This is a genomic window from Thiomicrospira cyclica ALM1 (assembly GCF_000214825.1).
Taxonomy (GTDB): domain Bacteria; phylum Pseudomonadota; class Gammaproteobacteria; order Thiomicrospirales; family Thiomicrospiraceae; genus Thiomicrospira; species Thiomicrospira cyclica.
The window spans coordinates 1,444,801-1,463,953 of sequence record NC_015581.1 but is presented as its reverse complement, the minus strand read 5'-3'; the positions used below and the strand labels follow the sequence as shown (position 1 = coordinate 1,463,953).

17 protein-coding genes and 1 pseudogene are annotated in these 19,153 nt (G+C 46.8%); 8 read left to right on the top strand and 10 right to left on the bottom strand.

The window, feature by feature from the left end:
* Window positions 1-10: 10 nt before the first annotated feature.
* The 6 genes from ppsA (at window position 11) to lnt (ending at window position 7,974) form a co-directional block, all read left to right on the top strand.
* Window positions 11-2,422 (top strand): phosphoenolpyruvate synthase, encoded by a 2,412-nt coding sequence (gene ppsA / locus THICY_RS06510; RefSeq protein WP_013835823.1) that lies wholly within the window; start codon window positions 11-13, stop codon window positions 2,420-2,422.
* 91 nt (window positions 2,423-2,513) lie between these two features.
* On the top strand, window positions 2,514-3,953 hold the full coding sequence (miaB, locus tag THICY_RS06505) for a tRNA (N6-isopentenyl adenosine(37)-C2)-methylthiotransferase MiaB (RefSeq protein WP_013835822.1): 1,440 nt from the start codon (window positions 2,514-2,516) through the stop codon (window positions 3,951-3,953).
* A gap of 6 nt (window positions 3,954-3,959) precedes the next feature.
* A complete protein-coding gene (locus tag THICY_RS06500; protein WP_013835821.1) occupies window positions 3,960-4,949 on the top strand; it encodes a PhoH family protein in 990 nt (329 codons plus the stop codon).
* Between the two features lie 21 nt (window positions 4,950-4,970).
* Window positions 4,971-5,486: an rRNA maturation RNase YbeY gene (ybeY, locus tag THICY_RS06495; RefSeq protein WP_013835820.1), complete on the top strand. Its 516-nt coding sequence runs from the start codon at window positions 4,971-4,973 to the stop codon at window positions 5,484-5,486.
* A 90-nt stretch (window positions 5,487-5,576) separates the two neighbouring features.
* Window positions 5,577-6,455: an HlyC/CorC family transporter gene (locus THICY_RS06490; protein ID WP_013835819.1), complete on the top strand. Its 879-nt coding sequence runs from the start codon at window positions 5,577-5,579 to the stop codon at window positions 6,453-6,455.
* The gene (gene lnt, locus THICY_RS06485; RefSeq protein WP_013835818.1) at window positions 6,442-7,974 is read left to right on the top strand and encodes an apolipoprotein N-acyltransferase; all 1,533 of its coding nucleotides are present in this window, start codon (window positions 6,442-6,444) and stop codon (window positions 7,972-7,974) included. Before THICY_RS06490 ends, lnt begins: the two co-directional genes overlap by 14 nt.
* Window positions 7,975-8,110: 136 nt before the next feature.
* On the opposite strand, the gene glnA is transcribed toward lnt, so the two are convergent.
* The 5 genes and pseudogenes from glnA to THICY_RS06465 form a co-directional block, all read right to left on the bottom strand.
* Window positions 8,111-9,517, bottom strand: coding sequence for a type I glutamate--ammonia ligase (gene glnA, locus THICY_RS06480; protein WP_013835817.1), 1,407 nt, complete (start codon window positions 9,515-9,517; stop codon window positions 8,111-8,113).
* 663 nt (window positions 9,518-10,180) lie between these two features.
* Entirely contained in the window at window positions 10,181-11,104 is a 924-nt protein-coding gene (locus THICY_RS06475) for a chromate transporter (protein ID WP_281054521.1), read from the bottom strand.
* A 118-nt stretch (window positions 11,105-11,222) separates the two neighbouring features.
* Window positions 11,223-11,465 (bottom strand): annotated as a pseudogene (locus tag THICY_RS08880) (hypothetical protein); the annotation flags it as partial.
* Window positions 11,466-11,470: 5 nt separating this feature from the next.
* Window positions 11,471-11,701 (bottom strand): chromate transporter, encoded by a 231-nt coding sequence (locus THICY_RS06470; protein WP_041435427.1) that lies wholly within the window; start codon window positions 11,699-11,701, stop codon window positions 11,471-11,473.
* Window positions 11,702-11,780: 79 nt separating this feature from the next.
* The gene (locus tag THICY_RS06465; protein WP_013835816.1) at window positions 11,781-12,032 is read right to left on the bottom strand and encodes a 2Fe-2S iron-sulfur cluster-binding protein; all 252 of its coding nucleotides are present in this window, start codon (window positions 12,030-12,032) and stop codon (window positions 11,781-11,783) included.
* Between the two features lie 95 nt (window positions 12,033-12,127).
* Between THICY_RS06465 and THICY_RS06460 the strand changes: the two genes are divergently transcribed.
* Together THICY_RS06460 and THICY_RS06455 are read left to right on the top strand one after the other, a co-directional pair.
* Complete coding sequence (locus tag THICY_RS06460) at window positions 12,128-12,427, top strand: BolA family protein (protein ID WP_013835815.1); 300 nt, start codon at window positions 12,128-12,130, stop codon at window positions 12,425-12,427.
* Window positions 12,428-12,556: 129 nt separating this feature from the next.
* Window positions 12,557-12,937 (top strand): DUF4168 domain-containing protein, encoded by a 381-nt coding sequence (locus THICY_RS06455; protein ID WP_013835814.1) that lies wholly within the window; start codon window positions 12,557-12,559, stop codon window positions 12,935-12,937.
* An 80-nt stretch (window positions 12,938-13,017) separates the two neighbouring features.
* Here THICY_RS06455 and THICY_RS06450 read toward each other — a convergent pair whose 3' ends face one another.
* Genes THICY_RS06450 through THICY_RS06430 form a run of 5 tightly spaced genes read right to left on the bottom strand, consistent with a single transcriptional unit; the run spans window position 13,018 to window position 19,085 of the window.
* Window positions 13,018-13,869 carry a symmetrical bis(5'-nucleosyl)-tetraphosphatase gene (locus THICY_RS06450; RefSeq protein ID WP_013835813.1) on the bottom strand — a complete coding sequence of 284 codons (852 nt, stop codon included), beginning with the start codon at window positions 13,867-13,869 and terminating at the stop codon, window positions 13,018-13,020.
* Window positions 13,870-13,873: 4 nt separating this feature from the next.
* The gene (gene rsmA / locus THICY_RS06445) at window positions 13,874-14,722 is read right to left on the bottom strand and encodes a 16S rRNA (adenine(1518)-N(6)/adenine(1519)-N(6))-dimethyltransferase RsmA (RefSeq protein WP_013835812.1); all 849 of its coding nucleotides are present in this window, start codon (window positions 14,720-14,722) and stop codon (window positions 13,874-13,876) included.
* A complete protein-coding gene (pdxA, locus tag THICY_RS06440; RefSeq protein ID WP_013835811.1) occupies window positions 14,709-15,710 on the bottom strand; it encodes a 4-hydroxythreonine-4-phosphate dehydrogenase PdxA in 1,002 nt (333 codons plus the stop codon). Before pdxA ends, rsmA begins: the two co-directional genes overlap by 14 nt.
* 8 nt (window positions 15,711-15,718) lie before the next feature.
* Complete coding sequence (locus THICY_RS06435; protein WP_013835810.1) at window positions 15,719-16,699, bottom strand: peptidylprolyl isomerase; 981 nt, start codon at window positions 16,697-16,699, stop codon at window positions 15,719-15,721.
* Between the two features lie 10 nt (window positions 16,700-16,709).
* A complete protein-coding gene (locus THICY_RS06430) occupies window positions 16,710-19,085 on the bottom strand; it encodes an LPS-assembly protein LptD (RefSeq protein WP_013835809.1) in 2,376 nt (791 codons plus the stop codon).
* Window positions 19,086-19,153: the final 68 nt, after the last annotated feature.

Here is a 19,153-nt window from a genome sequence, read left to right as displayed (position 1 = left end):
AGGGATAGATATGGCGGTTAATTTTATTCGGTTTTTTAGTGAGTTAACGCTGGATGATTTAGCGCTGGTTGGCGGTAAAAATGCCTCGTTAGGTGAGATGGTACAAGCATTGGCGAGTAAAAATGTGCCTGTCCCTGAAGGGTTTGCAGTTACCGCTGAAGCCTATCGAGAGTTATTAGATGCGAATCAATTAACCGCTAAGATTGCCGCTGAAATGCTGGCGCTTAACCCCGATGACAAAGATGATTTAGCGACCCGTGCTAAACGGGTACGTGGCTGGATTTATGACGCGCAATGGCCAGACGAAATGATTAGTCAATTACATCAAGCTTATGCACGCTTACAAGCTGAGTCAGGGCTTGGTGACCAGCTTAGTTTAGCAGTGCGAAGTTCGGCAACGGCGGAAGACTTACCGAATGCTAGTTTTGCCGGCCAGCAAGATACCTATTTAAATATCCAGGGCGAAGCGGATTTATTAGAGGCGTGTAAACGCTGCTTTGCCAGTTTATATACGGATCGTGCCATCCATTATCGAATTGATAGGGGATTTGCGCATGAGCAAGTAGCATTATCGATTGGTGTGCAACGGATGGTGCGCAGTGATCTAGCTTCATCAGGGGTTATTTTTACCTTGGATACTGAAACTGGCTTTGATCAAGTGGTGTTTATTACCGCCGCTTGGGGGCTGGGTGAAAATGTGGTACAGGGGGCGGTCGATCCCGATGAATTTTATGTGCATAAACCGACCTTAGCACAAGGGTTTGAGCAGGTGCTTAAGCGTCATAAAGGCACCAAAAAAATTAAGATGATTTATGCGTCGGCCGCGGCCAAGTCGCCCGTGCGCAATGTACCGACGTCGCGTGCTGAGAGCAATAGGTTTTGTGTCAGCGATACCGACGTTATAACCCTAGCTCGTTATGCGATGATTATTGAAGATCACTATTCAACGCAAGCCGGCTATCAAAAACCTATGGATATTGAGTGGGCTAAGGATGGCTTAACTGGCGAATTGTTTATTGTGCAAGCCCGCCCTGAAACGGTTGTTTCGCAAAAAAATAAAGCTATCCAGCGTGATTATCGTTTAGCGAATCCAAGCGATGAAATGCCCTTGGTAACGGGACGTGCGGTTGGCAGTAAAATTGGTCAGGGTCGCGTACGCGTCATTAAGGACCTTTCTGAATTGTCCTCCTTCAAAGCGGGTGAAATTCTGGTCAGTGATACCACCAACCCGGATTGGGAGCCGATTATGAAGATGGCCGGCGCGATCGTGACTAATCGAGGTGGTCGTACCTGTCATGCCGCGATTATTGCCCGTGAATTGGGTATCCCCGCTGTGGTGGGATGTGAGAATGCGACTGAGCATCTTAGCAGCGGATTGGACGTTACGGTGAGCTGTGCTGAAGGTGAGCAGGGCAAAATCTATCCGGGCCTGCTGGATATTGAGGTAACGGAAACTGATTTAAGTGAATTACCTGTACCGGCGACACCGATTATGTTGAATTTGGGCAATCCTGAGTTGGCTTTTGCCTATGCCCATTTGCCGGTTGCGGGTGTTGGTCTTGCACGGATGGAATTTATTATTAATGGTATTGGCGTGCATCCACAAGCCTTGTTGGATTTTGATCAGCTTACCGATGCTTCTTTAAAAGCCGCTATTAACGAGCGCATTCAAGGTTATACATCACCCGCTGAGTATTATGTGCAGTCATTAGCAGAGGGGGTTGCCACGCTGGCAGCCGCTTTTTATCCTAAGCCGGTATTAGTGCGTTTCTCTGATTTCAAATCAAATGAGTATGCCAACCTACTTGGTGGCACATTGTATGAGCCGCAAGAAGAAAACCCCATGCTCGGTTATCGGGGTGCGGCGCGTTATATCGATGCCGGTTTTGCGCCCAGTTTCACGCTAGAATGCCAAGCGATTGAGCGAGTTCGTGAGCAGATGGGTCTTACCAATGTTAATGTGATGGTGCCTTTTTGCCGTCGGGTTAATGAAGCCAAAGCGGTGGTGCAGTTGTTAGCTGACTTGGGGATTAAATCCGGCGATCAGGGTTTAAAAATTTATATGATGTGTGAAATCCCCAATAATGTATTGATGATGGATGAGTTTGCCGCTTATTTTGATGGCTTTTCCATTGGTAGTAACGACCTAACCCAATTGGTGTTGGGAGTTGATCGTGATTCTGCCAAGGTCGCCGGCTCTTATGATGAGCGTGATCCTGGGGTGAAAAAAATGTTACAAATGGCGATTGAGCAGGCGCAAGCGCTTGGTAAGCCGATTGGTATTTGTGGCCAAGCCCCCTCTGACTATCCAGAAATGGCTGAGTTTTTAGTGGGTTTAGGCGTAAGCTCAATGAGCTTAAATCCTGACTCGGTACTGACAAGTCTGCCGAAAATTTTAGCGGCAGAGGCGAGTAAAGTTTAAGTCCACGCAAACGGATTGTTTTGTGATAAGCTATGCGGCTATTTTTCTTGGCTGGTTTCAGTTAACCATCTGATTTATAAGGTAAAGCGACATGAGTGATTTATTAACAAAGCAGAATGCGTCATCAACCGGTTCGATTGTCGGTGGTGGGTTGTTGATTAAAACCTATGGCTGTCAAATGAACGAGTATGATTCGGAAAAGATGGCTAATTTGCTTGAGAATACTCATGGTTTACGTTTGGTAGAAACGCCAGAAGAAGCCGATGTTGTGCTAATGAATACCTGCTCGGTGCGCGAAAAGGCGCAGGAAAAAGTGTTTGATGAATTAGGAAAGTGGAAAAAGTGGAAAGCTGCAAAACCGAACCGCGTCATAGGCGTCGGTGGTTGTGTGGCCTCGCAAGAGGGTAAGGTTATTCGTCAGCGTGCGCCTTATGTCGATGTGATTTTTGGTCCTCAAACGCTGCATCGTTTGCCGAATATGATTAATGATGCGCTAGGTGCGCGTGCGCGTGATGGCAAAGCGAAGGCCGTGATTGATATTTCATTCCCAGAAATTGAAAAGTTTGATCATTTGCCAAAGCCAGCGTCGACGGGTGTGTCAGCGTTTGTGTCGATTATGGAAGGGTGCTCTAAATACTGCACTTTCTGCGTGGTGCCTTATACGCGTGGCGAAGAAGTGAGTCGCCCGTTTAGTGATGTGTTAGCGGAAGTTCGCACTTTGGCCGAGCAAGGTGTGCGCGAAATTAACTTACTCGGCCAAAACGTTAATGCTTATCGGGGTGTGATGACAGATGGAGAAATTGCTGATTTAGCGATTTTAATGCATGCGATTCGCTTAATTCCAGGTATTGACCGTATTCGCTATACCACCTCGCATCCGAATGAAATGACCAGTAACATTATTAATGCTTTTGATGAAATACCTGAGCTAGTGTCACATTTACATCTACCGATTCAATCGGGTTCTGACCGCATTTTAGCGCTAATGAAGCGCAATCATTTGGCTTTGGAATACAAGTCAATTATTCGGAAGGTGCGTGCGCATCGTCCACATTTGAGTTTGTCAGGCGATTTTATTATCGGTTTTCCAGGGGAGACAGATGCGGATTTTCAGGCAACCATGAAATTGGTTGAGGAGTTGAAATACGACCGTTCCTTTAGTTTTATCTATAGTCCGCGTCCAGGAACACCGGCGTCGAGTTTGCCAGATGATGTGTCGATGGATGAAAAGAAACAGCGATTGTATGCGCTGCAAGCCTTATTGAATGAACAAACACAAGCGATAAGCAACGCAATGATTGGCACCAAGCAACGCGTTCTGGTTGAACGCTTATCGCGTCGTTCTACGCATGAGCTGGCGGGGCGCACTGAAAATAATCGTGTGGTTAATTTCCCGGGCCGTATCGATATGATTGGTCAGTTTGTTGAGGTTGAAATTCACGAAGTCTTTTCTAACTCATTGCGGGGCGAGGTTGTTAATGAACCTGAGACGGCCCTGCCGCGTGATGTCGTACCCTACTATGCGTTATAGTCTTTTATGAGTAGTTCCAGTCAATTAGATTCGATAGGCTTTGATTTGACGCCTGAGTCAAATGAACAGTTGCAAAATTTTTGCGGTTGGCATGATCAACACCTCAGTGATTTAGAAATAAAGCTCGGCGTGGAAATTAACCACTTAGGCTTTAAATTTAAAATTACCGGTCATCCGAGTCGACTAATGTTGGCTGAACGAGCGGTGAGAGCCTGGTATGCCGAGGCGGCTCATAAAACCCTTCTGCCGGAAGACTTGCATTTATTACTCAATTCCAGCGATATTCAGCAGCGTTTGTCGAGTGCCAGTTCAGACGCGACGCAAGGGTTTGAAATTATTCGGGTTAAGCGCAAACAAATCAAAACCCGCAACCCTAATCAGGCGCAGTATGTTCGCGCGATGCAATATAACGAAGTAAACTTTGGCATAGGCCCCGCAGGGACGGGAAAAACCTATTTGGCCGTTGCCTGCGCGGTAGCAGCGCTAGAGTCAGATCAAGTAAGGCGTATTGTGTTAACCAGGCCTGCTGTTGAGGCGGGAGAGAAGCTCGGGTTTTTACCGGGCGATCTAACCCAAAAAGTCGACCCTTATTTACGACCTTTATACGATGCTTTGTTTGATATGCTCGGTTTTGAAGCGGTTGAGCGTTTGATTGAAAAAAATGTCATTGAAATTGCCCCGCTCGCTTTTATGCGTGGGCGAACATTGAACGAAGCCTTTATTATTTTGGATGAAGCGCAAAATACCACCATCGAGCAAATGAAAATGCTGTTAACGCGGATGGGTTTTAACTCGCGGGTTGCGATCACTGGTGACATTACCCAGTGCGATTTGCCCAAACATCAGAAATCCGGATTGCGCGATGCGATTGAGGTTTTAGCAGAGGTTGATGAAGTTGGCTTTACCTTTTTTCAGGTTAAAGATGTGGTGCGCCATAAGTTAGTGCAGCGAATTGTGCAGGCTTATGAGAAAAATACCCCGTTAAGTCGTCAATAATTGCCAAGAAAAGGGTAAGTCATGTTTGAACTGGATTTACAGATTGTTTATGCCGACGGACACTTGCCTAGTGAGGCCGATTGTTTGCACTGGTTGATGGCGGCGCAAGCGCAATTGATTGATTATGATGCGACCGAGTTTGCGGCACAAAACTATGCTATTAGCCTGCGCTTTGTTGATGCCGTTGAGAGCCAGGAGTTGAATCATACGTATCGAGGCATAGCTAAACCGACTAATATACTGTCCTTTCCCGCCGATGACTGGGGATCGGTTGATATACCGGCTGAATTGCGAGTCGAATTAGGTACGCCGCATTTAGGAGACTTGGTGTTTTGCGTGCCGGTGATGTTAGCCGAGGCAGAGTCCATGGACATTACACCCGAAGCGCATTGGGCGCACTTATTAATCCATGGTTACTTGCACTTACATGGCTTTGATCATATTGAAAATGATGAAGCGGCCTTAATGGAAGCTTTGGAGTCAAAAATCATGCTTAAACTGGGACTAGATGACCCTTATGCTGAAGCGTTCCTATAATCTTGATAAGAATGTTGTAAAAGTCATACAGAATTCATCATTTTTTTGTTACATTAAATTTTTTTATATCAGTGGAGTTAAACCCTCACCATGAGTGACAGTGACAGTAGTAACGGGTCGTCTTGGATAGATCGCATTGCCCGTGTTTTTTCGAACGAACCGGAAAATTTAGACGACCTTGTTATCCTGCTTAAAGAAGCCCAACAACAAGGATTAATTGATCACGACGCCTTTTATATGATTGAAGGCGTACTCGATGTGAGTGAAATGCGTGTTCGCGATATTATGGTGCCACGCCCTCAGGTCGATGTGATTGATGAATCTGAATCGCTAGACGCAATCTTGCAAGAAATTGCCCGTTCTGCCCATTCTCGCTATCCCGTTATCTCAGAAACCAAAGATCAAGTTTTGGGCATTCTCTTGGCCAAAGACGTGTTAAAGCTCATGGTGCAAGGGGAGTTAAACTCGATTGAAGATTTGCGGTCAATCTATCGTAAACCTGTGTTTATTCCAGAGAGCAAGCGGGTAAATGTGTTGCTGCGGGAGTTTAAGTCAAGTCACAATCACATGGCGTTAGTAGTGGATGAGTATGCCGGTTTGGCGGGTGTGGTTACCATTGAAGACGTGCTAGAACAAATTGTCGGTGAAATCGAGGACGAGCATGATGAGGACGAAGAAGACCTCATCAAAGCACACAATGGTAGCAGTTTTAAAGTACAAGCCATTACGCCATTAGAAATGTTTGAAGAGTCTTTTAACGTGTCACTTGACCGCGATGCGAACATTGAAACACTTGGCGGGTTAATTGCAACTCATTTAGGCCATGTGCCACAAAAAGATGAGGAAGTGGTGCTGCAGGGCTTTAACTTTAGGGTTTTAAAAGCGGACAGTCGGCGCGTTCATCTGTTCTTAGTTAAACCAATTAAGCCTGCAACGACCCAGCAACGCGATACGGATGAGCAACTTTAAATCGCGGTTAGTCTGGTTAGGTCGTGCCATTCTGCCCAATCATTGGGCTTTGTTGGCATTGCTGTTAGGTGCCTTGACGGTATTTGGCTTTGCGCCCTTTGAGTTTTCACCATTAGTTTTAGTGGGTCTGGCCGGTTTGTTTTGGTTGTGGAGCGTTAAAACCACAACCTTAGCCGATGGGTTTCGTTATGGCTTATGGTTTGGTATCGGGCAGTTTGGGCTTGGGGTTAGCTGGTTATTTTCTAGTATTTACTTCTATTCTGAGGCCGGCTTAGTCGTCGCTATCTTCTTGGTTATTCTGTTTGTGTTGCTCTTAGCCAGTTTCGTGGCGTTAGCAGGCCTGGTCATAAGCCGATTAGCTGCTGTGGATTGGCCGGGTGCTGCGTTGTTGTGGTTAATGCCGGCTGTTTGGGTGCTGATTGAGTGGTTACGCAGTCATACCTTTGGGGGGTTGCCCTTTCTACTGATGGGTACTTCTCATCTGGGTACCTGGTTGGATGGCTATGCACCAGTGCTTGGTGTTTATGGGGTCAGTTTTGCAGTTGCCATGACGGCCGGTTTGCTGGTGTGGATGTTGCATTATCGTAAATTCCTATCCACCACCCTAGTGATGATTTTTCTGTGGCCAGTTGGTGGTAGTTTACAAAAAGTAAATTGGGTTACCCCTGTGGATGAACCGGTATCCGTGGCTTTGATTCAAGGCAATGTGGCGCAAGATTTGAAGTGGGAGCGCGCTGAGTTTGCCAATATGATGCAGCTTTATACGGACCTAACCCGCGAGCATTTGGATGCGCAGATTGTGGTTTGGCCAGAAACTGCGATACCGGGCTACTTTGATCACGCTGCAGCAGGCCTATTGCGTCATTTTGTTGGTGATGCGCAATTGCAATCACGTGAGATAGTCGTTGGTGCCATCACACGTTCCGATAAAACGGCCACTGAGTATTTCAACTCGATGATTAATCTCCGTCAACCGGATCAAATTTACAATAAGCGCAAACTGGTATTGTTTGGTGAATATTATCCGATGGCAGGCGTCGTTGAATTAATATCAAATCAACTTGATCTGCCGTTTTCACAATTTAGTGCTGGGTCAGCTCGTCAACCCTTAATGAGTTTAGCGGGTCAGCCTGCTGGGGTGTCGATTTGTTTTGAAATGATGTTTGGTGCGCTGATCGCACGAGATGTGCCTGAAGCGCGTTTTTTAATTACAGCGAGTAATGATGCCTGGTTTAGTCATACTTTTGAGCCAGCACAATTGCGCCAAGAAGTCCAAATGAGGGCCAGAGAGCTTGGTCGTGAAGTGGCTCGAGCAACCAATACTGGTTATACGGTCATTGTAGGAATTGATGGTCAAATTAAATACCAAATTCCGCCTTATGAAGTAGGGGTGTTACGAGGTGAGATACAGCCCTATGAAGGCAGAACGCCATTTAGTTATTGGACTCATTGGCCTGTGATGATGTGGTCGTTACTGTTATTAATTTCTGTGATTCTCGTAACAAAGTATCGGCAATAAGATCTAATGGTGCGATGGTTGAAATAATACCTGGTGGCAGAATAAATGTTTATGAACTAAAACTAATAAAAAACCCAGCACGAGCTGGGTTTTTTTATTGGTCAAAGCTGACACGGAGTTGTGCCAGATTAAACCATTAAGAAGAGTAATACATGTCAAATTCAATAGGGTGAGTTGTTGCACGCATGCGTGTAACATCTTCCATTTTAAGTTTAATGTACGAGTCAATTGCCTCATCAGTGAATACACCACCGGCTTTTAAGAATTCACGATCTTCATTTAACGCATCTAAAGCTTCTTCTAAAGAGGCGCAGACCGTATTAAATGTAGCTTCTTCTTCTGGTGGTAGATCATACAAATCTTTCTCAGCAGGAGCGCCAGGATCGATCTTGTTGGTAATACCATCAAGACCAGCCATCAATGATGCTGCGAAAGCAAGATATGGGTTAGCTGTTGGATCTGGGAAACGTAATTCTACACGACGACCACGTTCAGATGCCGCATAAGGAATGCGGATTGACGCAGAACGGTTAGAACCTGAATAAGCCAATAGGATTGGTGCCTCAAAACCTGGAACCAAACGCTTGTAAGAATTGGTGCCTGGGTTAGTGAATGCGTTCAATGCACGAGCATGCTTCATTAAACCACCGATATACCAAAGTGCTTCTTGAGATAAACCAGAGTAGACGTCACCAGCAAAAATGTTTTTGCCACCTTTTGATAATGATTGGTTGATGTGCATACCAGAACCGTTATCGCCCACGATCGGTTTAGCCATAAATGTAGCTGTTTTACCTAGTTGGTGACAGGTATTGTGCACAGCATATTTCAGCATCTGCACTTCGTCAGCTTTCGCGGTTAGGGTGTTACCTGCGATAGCAAGCTCACACTGACCACTGTTAGCCACTTCATGGTGATGTGCTTCAATTTTTAAGCCAATGGCTTCTGCCATCGCACAAATATCCGCACGAATTTCATGAAGTTGATCAACCGGTGGCACAGGGAAGTAGCCGCCTTTTGTTTTTGGACGGTGACCCATGTTGCCGCCCTCATAAACTTTTTCAGTGTTCCATGACGACTCGTTACTGTCGATTTTAACAAAAGAGCCGGACATATCTGCACCCCAGCGAACATCGTCAAAAATAAAGAACTCTGGTTCTGGACCAAAGAAAGCTGAATCAGCTACACCAGTTGATTTTAAGTACATCTCAGCTTTTTTAGCGATGCCACGAGGATCTTTTTCATAAGGTTCAAGCGTTGAAGGTTCAACGATCATGCAGCGAATAACGATGGTTGGGTCATTGGTGAATGGGTCTGAGTAAAATCCATCGGTTTGTGGCATTAGCAACATATCTGAATTTTGAATACCTTTCCAACCACGGATTGAAGAGCCATCAAAACTGTGGCCATCTTCAAAAAATTCATCATCAACTTCAGTCGCTGGAATAGTAACGTGTTGTTCTTTACCAATGGTGTCGGTGAAACGCAGATCCGCCCATTTGATTTCTTGTTCTTTGATTAAGTCAAAAATTGCTTGTGACATAGATTTTATCCTTCGTGGTAGTTGTAATTGTTTTCAACAATGTTTGAAGCGGAAACCGTGCCAAAGTTTTTGTTTATGCATTAAATCATTATAAGTTTTTGATTTAAAATAATATTATCAATTTTAGCTGGGCTTTTTTTTGGGTTTTTCGTGCCATTAGCTTTACATTTTTGGTGCAGGTTGTTTCAAAATAGCGCAGACCAAAAGAGCGATTTAAACTAGGCTCGTGACTCATCTGATATTGACATCTAGCTGTAATATTCGGTCGTTATTATTGGCAGAAATCCATTGCTAAGACGGAAGTCCTTTCAAAATGAGTCAATTAGTTAAAGATAATCTTAATGAAGCGTTAACAGGCAAGCGATCAAAGCGTCGTTTAGTTCGTCGCCGTATTATTGATCATACCGCAAAGTATGGCATTAGTACCGGGGGAATCGGGATTATTTTTGCCGTATTCCTAATCATGTTCTTTTTAATCTATGTCGTATTGCCCATGTTTGTGTCGGCTGATATTAAACAGAGAGCTGAAATGAACGTCCCTGGTGGTACATCAAGTCAAACATTGCATTATGCTATTGATGATTATAAAGAGGTTGGCGTTCGGATTACCGATGCCGGACGCATTTTGGGGTTTTCAACAGAAAACGCGGATGTGTTGCTCGATCAAACTATTGATTTACCTGCTGGCGTAAAGTTAACAGCTTTTACGTTGGTGGATGAACCTACCAATCGGTTGGCGACAATCACATCACAAGTCGCTTTAAATTGTTCAATAGAGTGGATAACGGGTGAATTAAAAAACCGATCCTGTTGCTGCGCACTCATGACCGGTTCGTAAACCACTAGGTTGATACCTTTCGCTTTAATCCGTTTCATCACACCCTGAATAGAGCTGGCGCGAAAATTATCCGAACCTTGCTTCATCACCAGTCGGTAAATACCCACCACTTGCGGTTGACGCTTACAAATTTGTTCAGCGATAAAGACTTTACGGGTGGTATTGGCCTCGACAATTGCGGCAATGAGATTTTGCGGCACATCTTTATAATTGGCGAGCAATTGTTTGGTGTCTTTAGGCAGGCAATAACCGCCATAACCAAAACTCGGATTGTTGTAGTGTTTGCCAATTTGGGGGTCTAGACCAACGCCCTCAATAACTTGACGGGTGCTCAGGTCATGAGTTTCGCAATAGCTATCCAGTTCATTGAAGTAGGCAACGCGCAGTGCCAAATAGGTATTAGAAAATAATTTAATCGCCTCGGCTTCGGTGGCATCGGTAAAGAGTAGTGGAATAGCCGGAGTGGGTTTTGCGGCCCCGACTAATAATAAAGCGGCAAAGGCCTGAGCGCGTTGCCACCAGGCCTGCTGAAACAACCCTTGTCCCAGCCGTAAACTCAGCCAGGCGAGTAACAGGCCGGGTAGAAAAATCATCAAGGTAGCCACCAGTGCGCCGAGCGGCCCGTGTGTTAGTGCCCCTAAATAACTCGCAAAGCCAAACAGCGGGCCTGGCATAAATTGCGCATAGGCATAGCCGGCCAAAAACTCGTCGGCACTTATCCAGCCTTGATTCACCCATTGCTGTTGCAGCGACGTTTGATGTGACTTTTGATGTGGACGATCTTAAGCCAGGTAGCACTTGCGCGCCAATAATCAGCAGCACTAGCCATATTAGCAGGCCTGCTAGGCTGTTTTGCCAGACTAACCAGGCGGTGCTGACTAATGCCAGAGCCCACAAACTAGGGTGGTTACAAAACTTTTGCGCCATTTGCCAGGTTGCTTGGGTGACGAGGGCGAGGGCAAAGACCAGTAAACTACTCAAAATAATCGGTTGCCAGTGCGTGGGCAGTGTACTTAGGTTGTAATAAGCAAGGCTGAGCATCAGCAGGGCGGTGGACCAGGTAAAGCCAATAAAAGCGGCAATACCACCGGCTAAACTACCCCGATGCACGCCAATTAAAAAAACCAGTTGTGTGCTGGCCGGGCCGGGCCAGGTAAGATTTGGCTGATGAGTAAATAATGGCCAAATTGTTGATCAGATAACCAGGCCTGCTGATTAACAAAGGTGCGTTGAAATAGGGCGATGTGAGCGGGTGGCCCGCCAAAAGCCTGCCAGCCCAGTAGGGTGAATTGCCAAAAGATAGCGACAAGCGCTAATAAGCGAGTGGGGGCAGCAGGGCTGTTCATACGTAATCCTTTAATAATTTAGGATTGGGTGAGATGACCAGGCCAGCTTGCGGTTATTTAGCCTTTTGACGTTTGGTTGTTATAACAATTCGATTTCAACATCACCGACTGGAATAACGCTGCAGGTTAAAATATGGCCGGGTTCGGGTTCGTAAATCGGGTCTTGAATTAATTCCACGTCACCGGAGATTAATTTCACTTCACAAGCGCCGCAATTGCCACCACGACAGGAGTAGGGCATATCAAATCCTTGCTCATCAAGGGCTTCTAATAATGAAAACTCGCCATTAAATTCGGCGGTTCCTTGACCGATGACAGTAATCGTAGGCATGCTGGCTCCTCTTGCGTTTTAAAAATAAAACCGTATTCTAACAAAAATATGTGACCTAGAGAGCCCAACCCATCCGCGATAAATAAGGAATTCCTGTGAGTATAGCGCAACAGATTGAAATGAAAATTAAACAAAATTTACCCATTTATGACATGGCCTTGCAAAATGACAGCCATTTGCATGCGGGCCCGGCGACAGAATCGCATTTTAAACTGGTGTTGGTGAGTGACGCTTTTAGCGGCTTAAGCCGGGTGAAACGCCATCAAACGGTCTATCAAGCCTTGGGCGATTTGATGACCCAGTTTCATGCGCTGGCTTTGCACACCTATACACCGGATGAGTGGCAAGCGCGACAAACGCAGGTGCCTAATTCTACGCCTTGTGCGCATGGCTAAGGGGTGCTATTTGACAATCCGCTAGTTGGCATGGTTGAATAAACATGACTGTAAAGCTCCGATATGGAGCTATTTTTTTGTAGGCGGGTGACAAGTGACAACCTGCCTTATTAACGAGAAGGATGATTTATGAAATTATGGATGGCCGCATTGGCTCTTTCTGGCGGTATGATGACCACTCAAGCGGTAATAGCACACAATCACACAGCACCGGTTGCCGCGGAATCTTCTGCAATGCCTTCGGATGCTGACGTGGATTTGTTTGCCCAGTCGATTGTGAACGTTGAAAACTTGAAGCAAAAATATCAAATGGAATTGATGCAGCGTCCGGAAGCTGAAGTTACTGAAGAGTTGCTGGAAGAGGTCAACGCTCGTTTTGAACAAGAAGCGGTTGCGTTGATTGAAAAAGAAGGCATGAGCGTGGAAAAGTATGGCGAGATGATTGGATTGTTGCAACAAAATCCAGAGTTTTTAGCCAAGGTACAACAACGCGTAGATGCGATGCAGTAAGCTGCGTACTGGTAGAAGATTGTTTAGAAAACCGTCCTAATGTTATTGTGGGCGGTTTTTTAGTTTCCAGTGCCACTAAATTAATGGGCTTGTGGTGCCGGTTTTGGGTCGGCATAGCATGGACAGCTGACACTGTGGCGGGTTTGGGTGTCGGTACAATAAGCGGTCAATTCGCCCCCCCAGAGACAGCCGGTATCGGTGGCATGGACCTGATAGGCGTCCATGGCCCCCAGGGTTGACCAATGCCCAAAAAAGATTTGTTGATCTTTATTACGACGATGCGGATGGGCAAACCAAGGCAGATAATCTGTATGAGTCACCTTGCGTGGGTGCGCTTTGAGTTTAAATTCTAACTGCCCTTTGGCATCACAATAACGCATGCGGGCAAAGGCATTCACAATATAACGGTAGCGCGCCCAGCCACTAAGTTCTGGGTACCAACTGCGGGTTTTACTGCCAAACAGATGGTCGCGAATGAATTCGGACCAACGCGGTGAGCACATGATGTCTTGTACTTCTTGGGCATAACCGGCCGCTTCACTACAGCTCCACTGGGGTGGAATGCCGGCATGTACCATCACCCAGGGATGTAATTCGTGTTTTACTATTAAAGGTTGTTGGCGCAGCCAATTAATGAGCTCATCGACATCGGGTGCTTGTAAAATTGGGTCGAGGGTATCGGATTTCGCGCGGTATTTTTCGACACCTAGGTAGCTGGCCAGTAGATGAAAGTCGTGATTGCCCAATACGGTTTTAGCGGCATCGCCCATGTTTTTGACATAACGTAAACATTCCAAAGATTGCGGCCCGCGATTAACCAAATCACCGACAAACCAAGCCTGGTCATGCTGTGGATCAAACTCAATCTTAGCAAGTAGTTCAATCAGTGGGTCTAAACAGCCTTGAAGGTCGCCAATCACATAGGTCGCCATCTTACTAGGTGTCCTTTTGTTTTTGGGTGTAGTGGTGCGAATAATGGTTGGCCAAAGTCACAAAATCAGCAACTCCCAGCGCCTCGGCACGTAAACTGGGTTCGATGCCACACGTGTTAAAGTCGTCGTCATTGAGCCAACCCTTGAGATTATTGCGCAGGGTTTTGCGCTTCATCGCAAAGGATTGTTTGACCAGCGCGCTAAAGTCTTCAAAGTTGTCGGCCTGATAGGGCAACGGCTGATGCGGGGTTAGCCGCACAATCGCCGAATCAACTTTGGGTGGTGGTTCAAAGTTTTCGGGGCCAACAATGAATAATAGTTCCGCTTGACAAAAATATTGCACCATCACCGATAAACGCCCAAACGATTTCTTGCCAGGGGTTGCGGTTAAACGCTCGACCACCTCTTTTTGCAACATAAAATGCATATCGGCAATGTGCGGTAAAAAGTTGAGCAGATGAAAAATCAGTGGGCTAGAGATGTTATAAGGTAAGTTGCCAACTAGGCGCAGCGGTTTGTCATCGGTGGCCAGCTGTGCATAGTCAAAACGTAAAGCATCGGCTTGATGTAACGCAAATGCGGGATAGTGTCCGAGTTTATCACGCAAAGGTTGGTGCAGGTCGCGGTCTATTTCAATAATATCCAAACGTTTAACCTGCTGAACAAGTGGCGTAGTTAGCGCGGCTTCGCCGGGGCCGATTTCCACTAAGTGTTGGTCAGCTTGTGGGTGAATCGCATGCACAATTTGACGAATGATGCTGTCATTGTTAAGAAAGTTTTGGCCAAATTGTTTTTTATGTTGATGGCCACTGGCGCTGTAACTAGGTTTGCCGTGGGTTTTAGCGCGGCTCATGCTGGGCCTCCAACATTTCGAGTGCCACCTGAATCGCATAGCGGAAACTGCCGGCATCGGCCTGTCCTGTGCCGGCCAGTTCTAATGCGGTACCGTGATCGACCGAGGTGCGCACAAACGGCAGGCCTAGGGTGATATTGACCGCTTGACCAAAGCCTTTATGTTTTAAAACCGGCAGGCCTTGGTCGTGATACATGGCTAAAAAGGCATCGGCTTGATTCAATTTAGCGGGCGTAAACAGAGTATCTGCTGGGTAACTGCCAGTGACATTCCAACCCTGCGCTTGGCGTTGCGCAATAATTGGATTGATAATATCAATTTCTTCGCGGCCCATATGACCATCTTCACCTGCGTGTGGGTTAAGTCCCGCCACCATTAATCGTGGTTGGGGTAAACCAAATTGGGTCTGTAACGATTGATAAGTAATGTCGATAATGCGACCGACTAATTCTGGGGTAATCGCATCGGCAACGGCGCGCAACGGCAGGTGCGTTGTTGCCAAGGCCACGCGTAAGCCAGGTGTCGCCAGCATCATCACCACCTGATCGACATCGCTGAGTTCTGCCAGCATTTCGGTATGACCACTAAAAGCGACCCCCGCCTCATTAATAACCCCCTTATGCACCGGGCCGGTAATTAGCGCACTAAATTCACCACTCAAACAGCCTTGGGTAGCGCGAGTCAGCATATTGAGCACATACTGGGCATTGGCGGGATTCATCAGGCCTGCTTGACAGGGTGCCGCTAAGGGTTCGTGCAGTAGGTATAGATGGCCTGGCTCTAGCGGTGCTTGCGCGTCATCAGTATGATAGTCATGCAGGGTCAATGGCAGATTGATTTGCTGGGCACGCTCTTGCAATAATTGGCGATCACCGATGACAACCAATGGCACCGGCCAATGAAGCTGTGCTAGTTCACAAATTAAATCGGGACCAATCCCCGCGGGTTCACCAGAGCTAATGACTAAACGACTGGGGTGATAGGACATAACCGACCTCACAAACGAATGTCGATGACAGCATCATCACGTAAACGGCGCATCCACAAATCAAAGGTTTCATTGCCTTTACGATTCCGAATCGCTTGAATGGCTTCTTCCTGCAATGCCAGGCCTTGTTGACCTTGGGTGCGACGGGTATCTAATAGCGTAACAATATGAAAACCATTTGAGCTTTCAATGATGGGTGAAATATCACCTGGTTGTAAATTACGAACCGTTTCCGCAAAGAAGGAGGGAATTTGATCGTCAGCTAACCAACCCAAATCACCGCCGTTTAGGGCTTGGCGACCTTCTGAGTGGGTAATAGCCATTTCAGCAAAGGAGGCGCCGTCTAGCAATTGCTGATAAATGCGATTGATGCGGACTTGTAGTTCCGTACGTTGTGCTTGGGTTGCCGAGTCTGGACGGCTGATTAAAATATGTGCCAAGCGGTATTCATTGTTGGACACATCTAACTGGCGACGTTGGATAAACTGGTTAATTTCTTCTTCAGTCACCGCAATTTGACTAATTACTTCAATTTCTCGTAAGCGCTGGATCAGGGTTTGATTGGCAATTTGTTGGCGAATTTTGTTAAAGCCGTCCGGTTGTTCGCGATTAAGCACATCACGTAATTGCACCAGAGTCAGATTGTTCTCTTGGGCAATTTGAATAAGCTGGCGGTTAATGTCGTCATCGGATACTCGTAAGCCTCGATCACGCGCTCGTTCTTCTTGCAGTTTTTGCATGATAATGGAGTCTAACACTCGTTCTTGCATAACTTCTCGCGCCGGTGGATTAATACCGCGTTCACGCAGTTCGGCCAATGACAGGTCGGTTTGTTCATCGAGTTCACTCAGCAAGACAATGTCGTTATTGACCACTGCTACAATGCGATCAAGCGGTGTATTGGCCTTGACCACGTTCAGTATTAGCAGCAGGCCTGCCATTACCAAGGCAGTAAACAAAAATGGAGTGGCGCGTTTTTGAGTAAACATAAGTTATCCTTTAAAAATCCAGTTCGCGGCGCAGGGTATCAGCAAGTCGATCGCCGACATTACTCAAGCCCTTAAATTCGATGACGTATTTAATCGTTGTATTATAACGACCATCAAGCTTCTCTGCTTGCTCGATAATCAATTCCGATGCCCAACAGCAACTTTCATAGCGCAGACCACCAGCACGTTGTAAGGTGCGATCGGTTTCTAAATCCATCTGCGCATAACCGGCAAATTGCCAGTTTTGGCTGAGTTGGTAGACGGTGCCTAAGCCCAGCGATTGTCGGCGTCGGTTTTCATCATTTAAATTAAAGCCTTGATGAGTGGCTAACAGCGCTAAACGCGGTTGCCAATAGGCCTCCAATCGGTTGTTAATTTGTTTTAGCTCAAGGGTGTTATCATCCCACTGGCTGGTGCTGGTCGCGCTAAATGGGGCAAAAAAGCTACGCAGGCGCAGGAAGTAATCCGAGCGCGGTTCGGTCGCAGTGGCAGATCCCCTTAAATTGACTTGGCGATCTCGTAGATAGAAGATTTGGCCGATGCCCGCATCAAATTTTGGCGCACCTTCGGGGTCGATAAAGCGTGTGTTCACTGCCACACTGACTTGTTCGGTATCGCCAATACGATCAATGCCACTGAAGCGGTTGAGCTGAAACAGATTGCTAAAATCCAAACTTGCGGTGCCCGAGTCATAAACGGGCAAACGACTCTGATCTACATAAGGCACATAAAGATATTGCACTTCGGGCTCGAGGGTTTGTTGCCAGGCCTGGTTAAATAGGTTGAGGTCTCGTTCAAAAATCAAACCGCCACGCAGTGCACCCTGCCAAACTAGATTATCCGATGCCGCATCGGTTTGGGCATTGGGGTTGATAACTTGGTAGTGGCGTTGGTTGGCTTGCAGAAAGGCATTCATAAAGCCATAGGTGTCGCTGATGCGGTAATCGAGGCGGGGTTGTACTAACCAGCGTTCACCCATCTGTTGACGATTAATCAAACCACGAACCTGGCTTTCACGTTGAAAGTCGTTAAAGCCGTTGTAGCGCACAAATTCGGTGCGTTCGGTGTTTAGGCTGAAACGCAGTTGGCCAAAATTTTCGCTATAACCGAGGCGCAGTTCCGGTGCTTTTTCGAGATAGTTGTTTTCACCGTTACGCAGCGGTAAAAAGCCGAGGTAATTGAGTTCACCGCGCCAAGCGCCTTGATTAAATCGCAGTTCGGCGCGGCGTTCTAAGCGGGTATCTCGGGTGCGCAAGCCACTGGTTTCAGTAAAGTTAGTCGGCAAATCATTGTAAAAATCCGGGTCGGATACTTCGTGCCAGACCAAGTTAGAGCGCACTGAGCGTGACCAAGCCTGCTGACCGGCAAAACTCAAGCGCCAGCGATCGGCACTAGCATCCATGGTTTGCGGATTACCGCCACGACCAATAAAGCTTAGTCCCTGATCTTGCACCAGTTGGTCATTGAGGAAACTGACGCTGAGTTCACCGCGATGGCGCGGTTGCAGGTAGCGCCATTCGTTATCCAGCATGACGCCGCGTTGCTCAATCGCGATGAGTGTCAGTGTGGTGTCTAGGTTGGGGGCTAGGTTGATGAAGTAGGGTTGGGCAAAAACGCCTAGTGGTGTGCCACCTTGCGGTGCATCAACGCTACCGATATACGGAAACAGCAAGCCAGTAGCGCGTTCATCGAGCGGAATATCAAGATAAGGGCTGTAAAAAATCGGCACCCCATAGAAATCCAGTCGGGCGTGTTTGACATACAGACGTCGGGTGTTTTGATTCAGTTCTAAATCTCGGCCACGCAAGGTCCAATCAGGGTTATCTAAAGCACAGGTGGTGTAGGTGGCTTGGCGAAAGTAGCTTTGGTTTTGTTCGGGTAGTGCGTGAATATGAGCGGCATGACCGTGGGCGCGGGTCTCAATAAATTGATAGCGTATATCATCAGCAAAGGCTTGTTGAGGGCTCGCAAAGTAGCGCAGGCTGGGTGCATGAAGTAATAAATCTGATTGTTGTAGACGGACTTGTCCAAACACTAAGGCCGTTTGTTGATCCCGCTGATAAATAGCTTGGTCGGCATGAATCCATAAACCATCCTGTTGGATTTCTACATGGCCGGTTAGCCAAAAAGTATTGGCATCTGTTTGCTCTAGATTTTGCCCCACTAAACGCTGTTGGTCAGCGGGAAAGCTCAAATTACGCGGCGGCTCTAGCCAGTCAACCAAACAAACCTCGGCCTGCACAGGCGTTGTCAGTAAAGCCCAGCTGCTAAACAGCCATAGCGCAAAGTGACGACGAGCCGCTAACTTCGCAGAGCGTGGGTGACCGAAACTCAGCTTGAGCTTAGCGATAATTGGGCGTAAAAGTTGACATTTAAAAACGGGCATTATTAAATTCAGTTTTTCGATAAATTCTTTGCGCTCATTCTACCTGAGAATAGTCTAGGCGTCTTAGA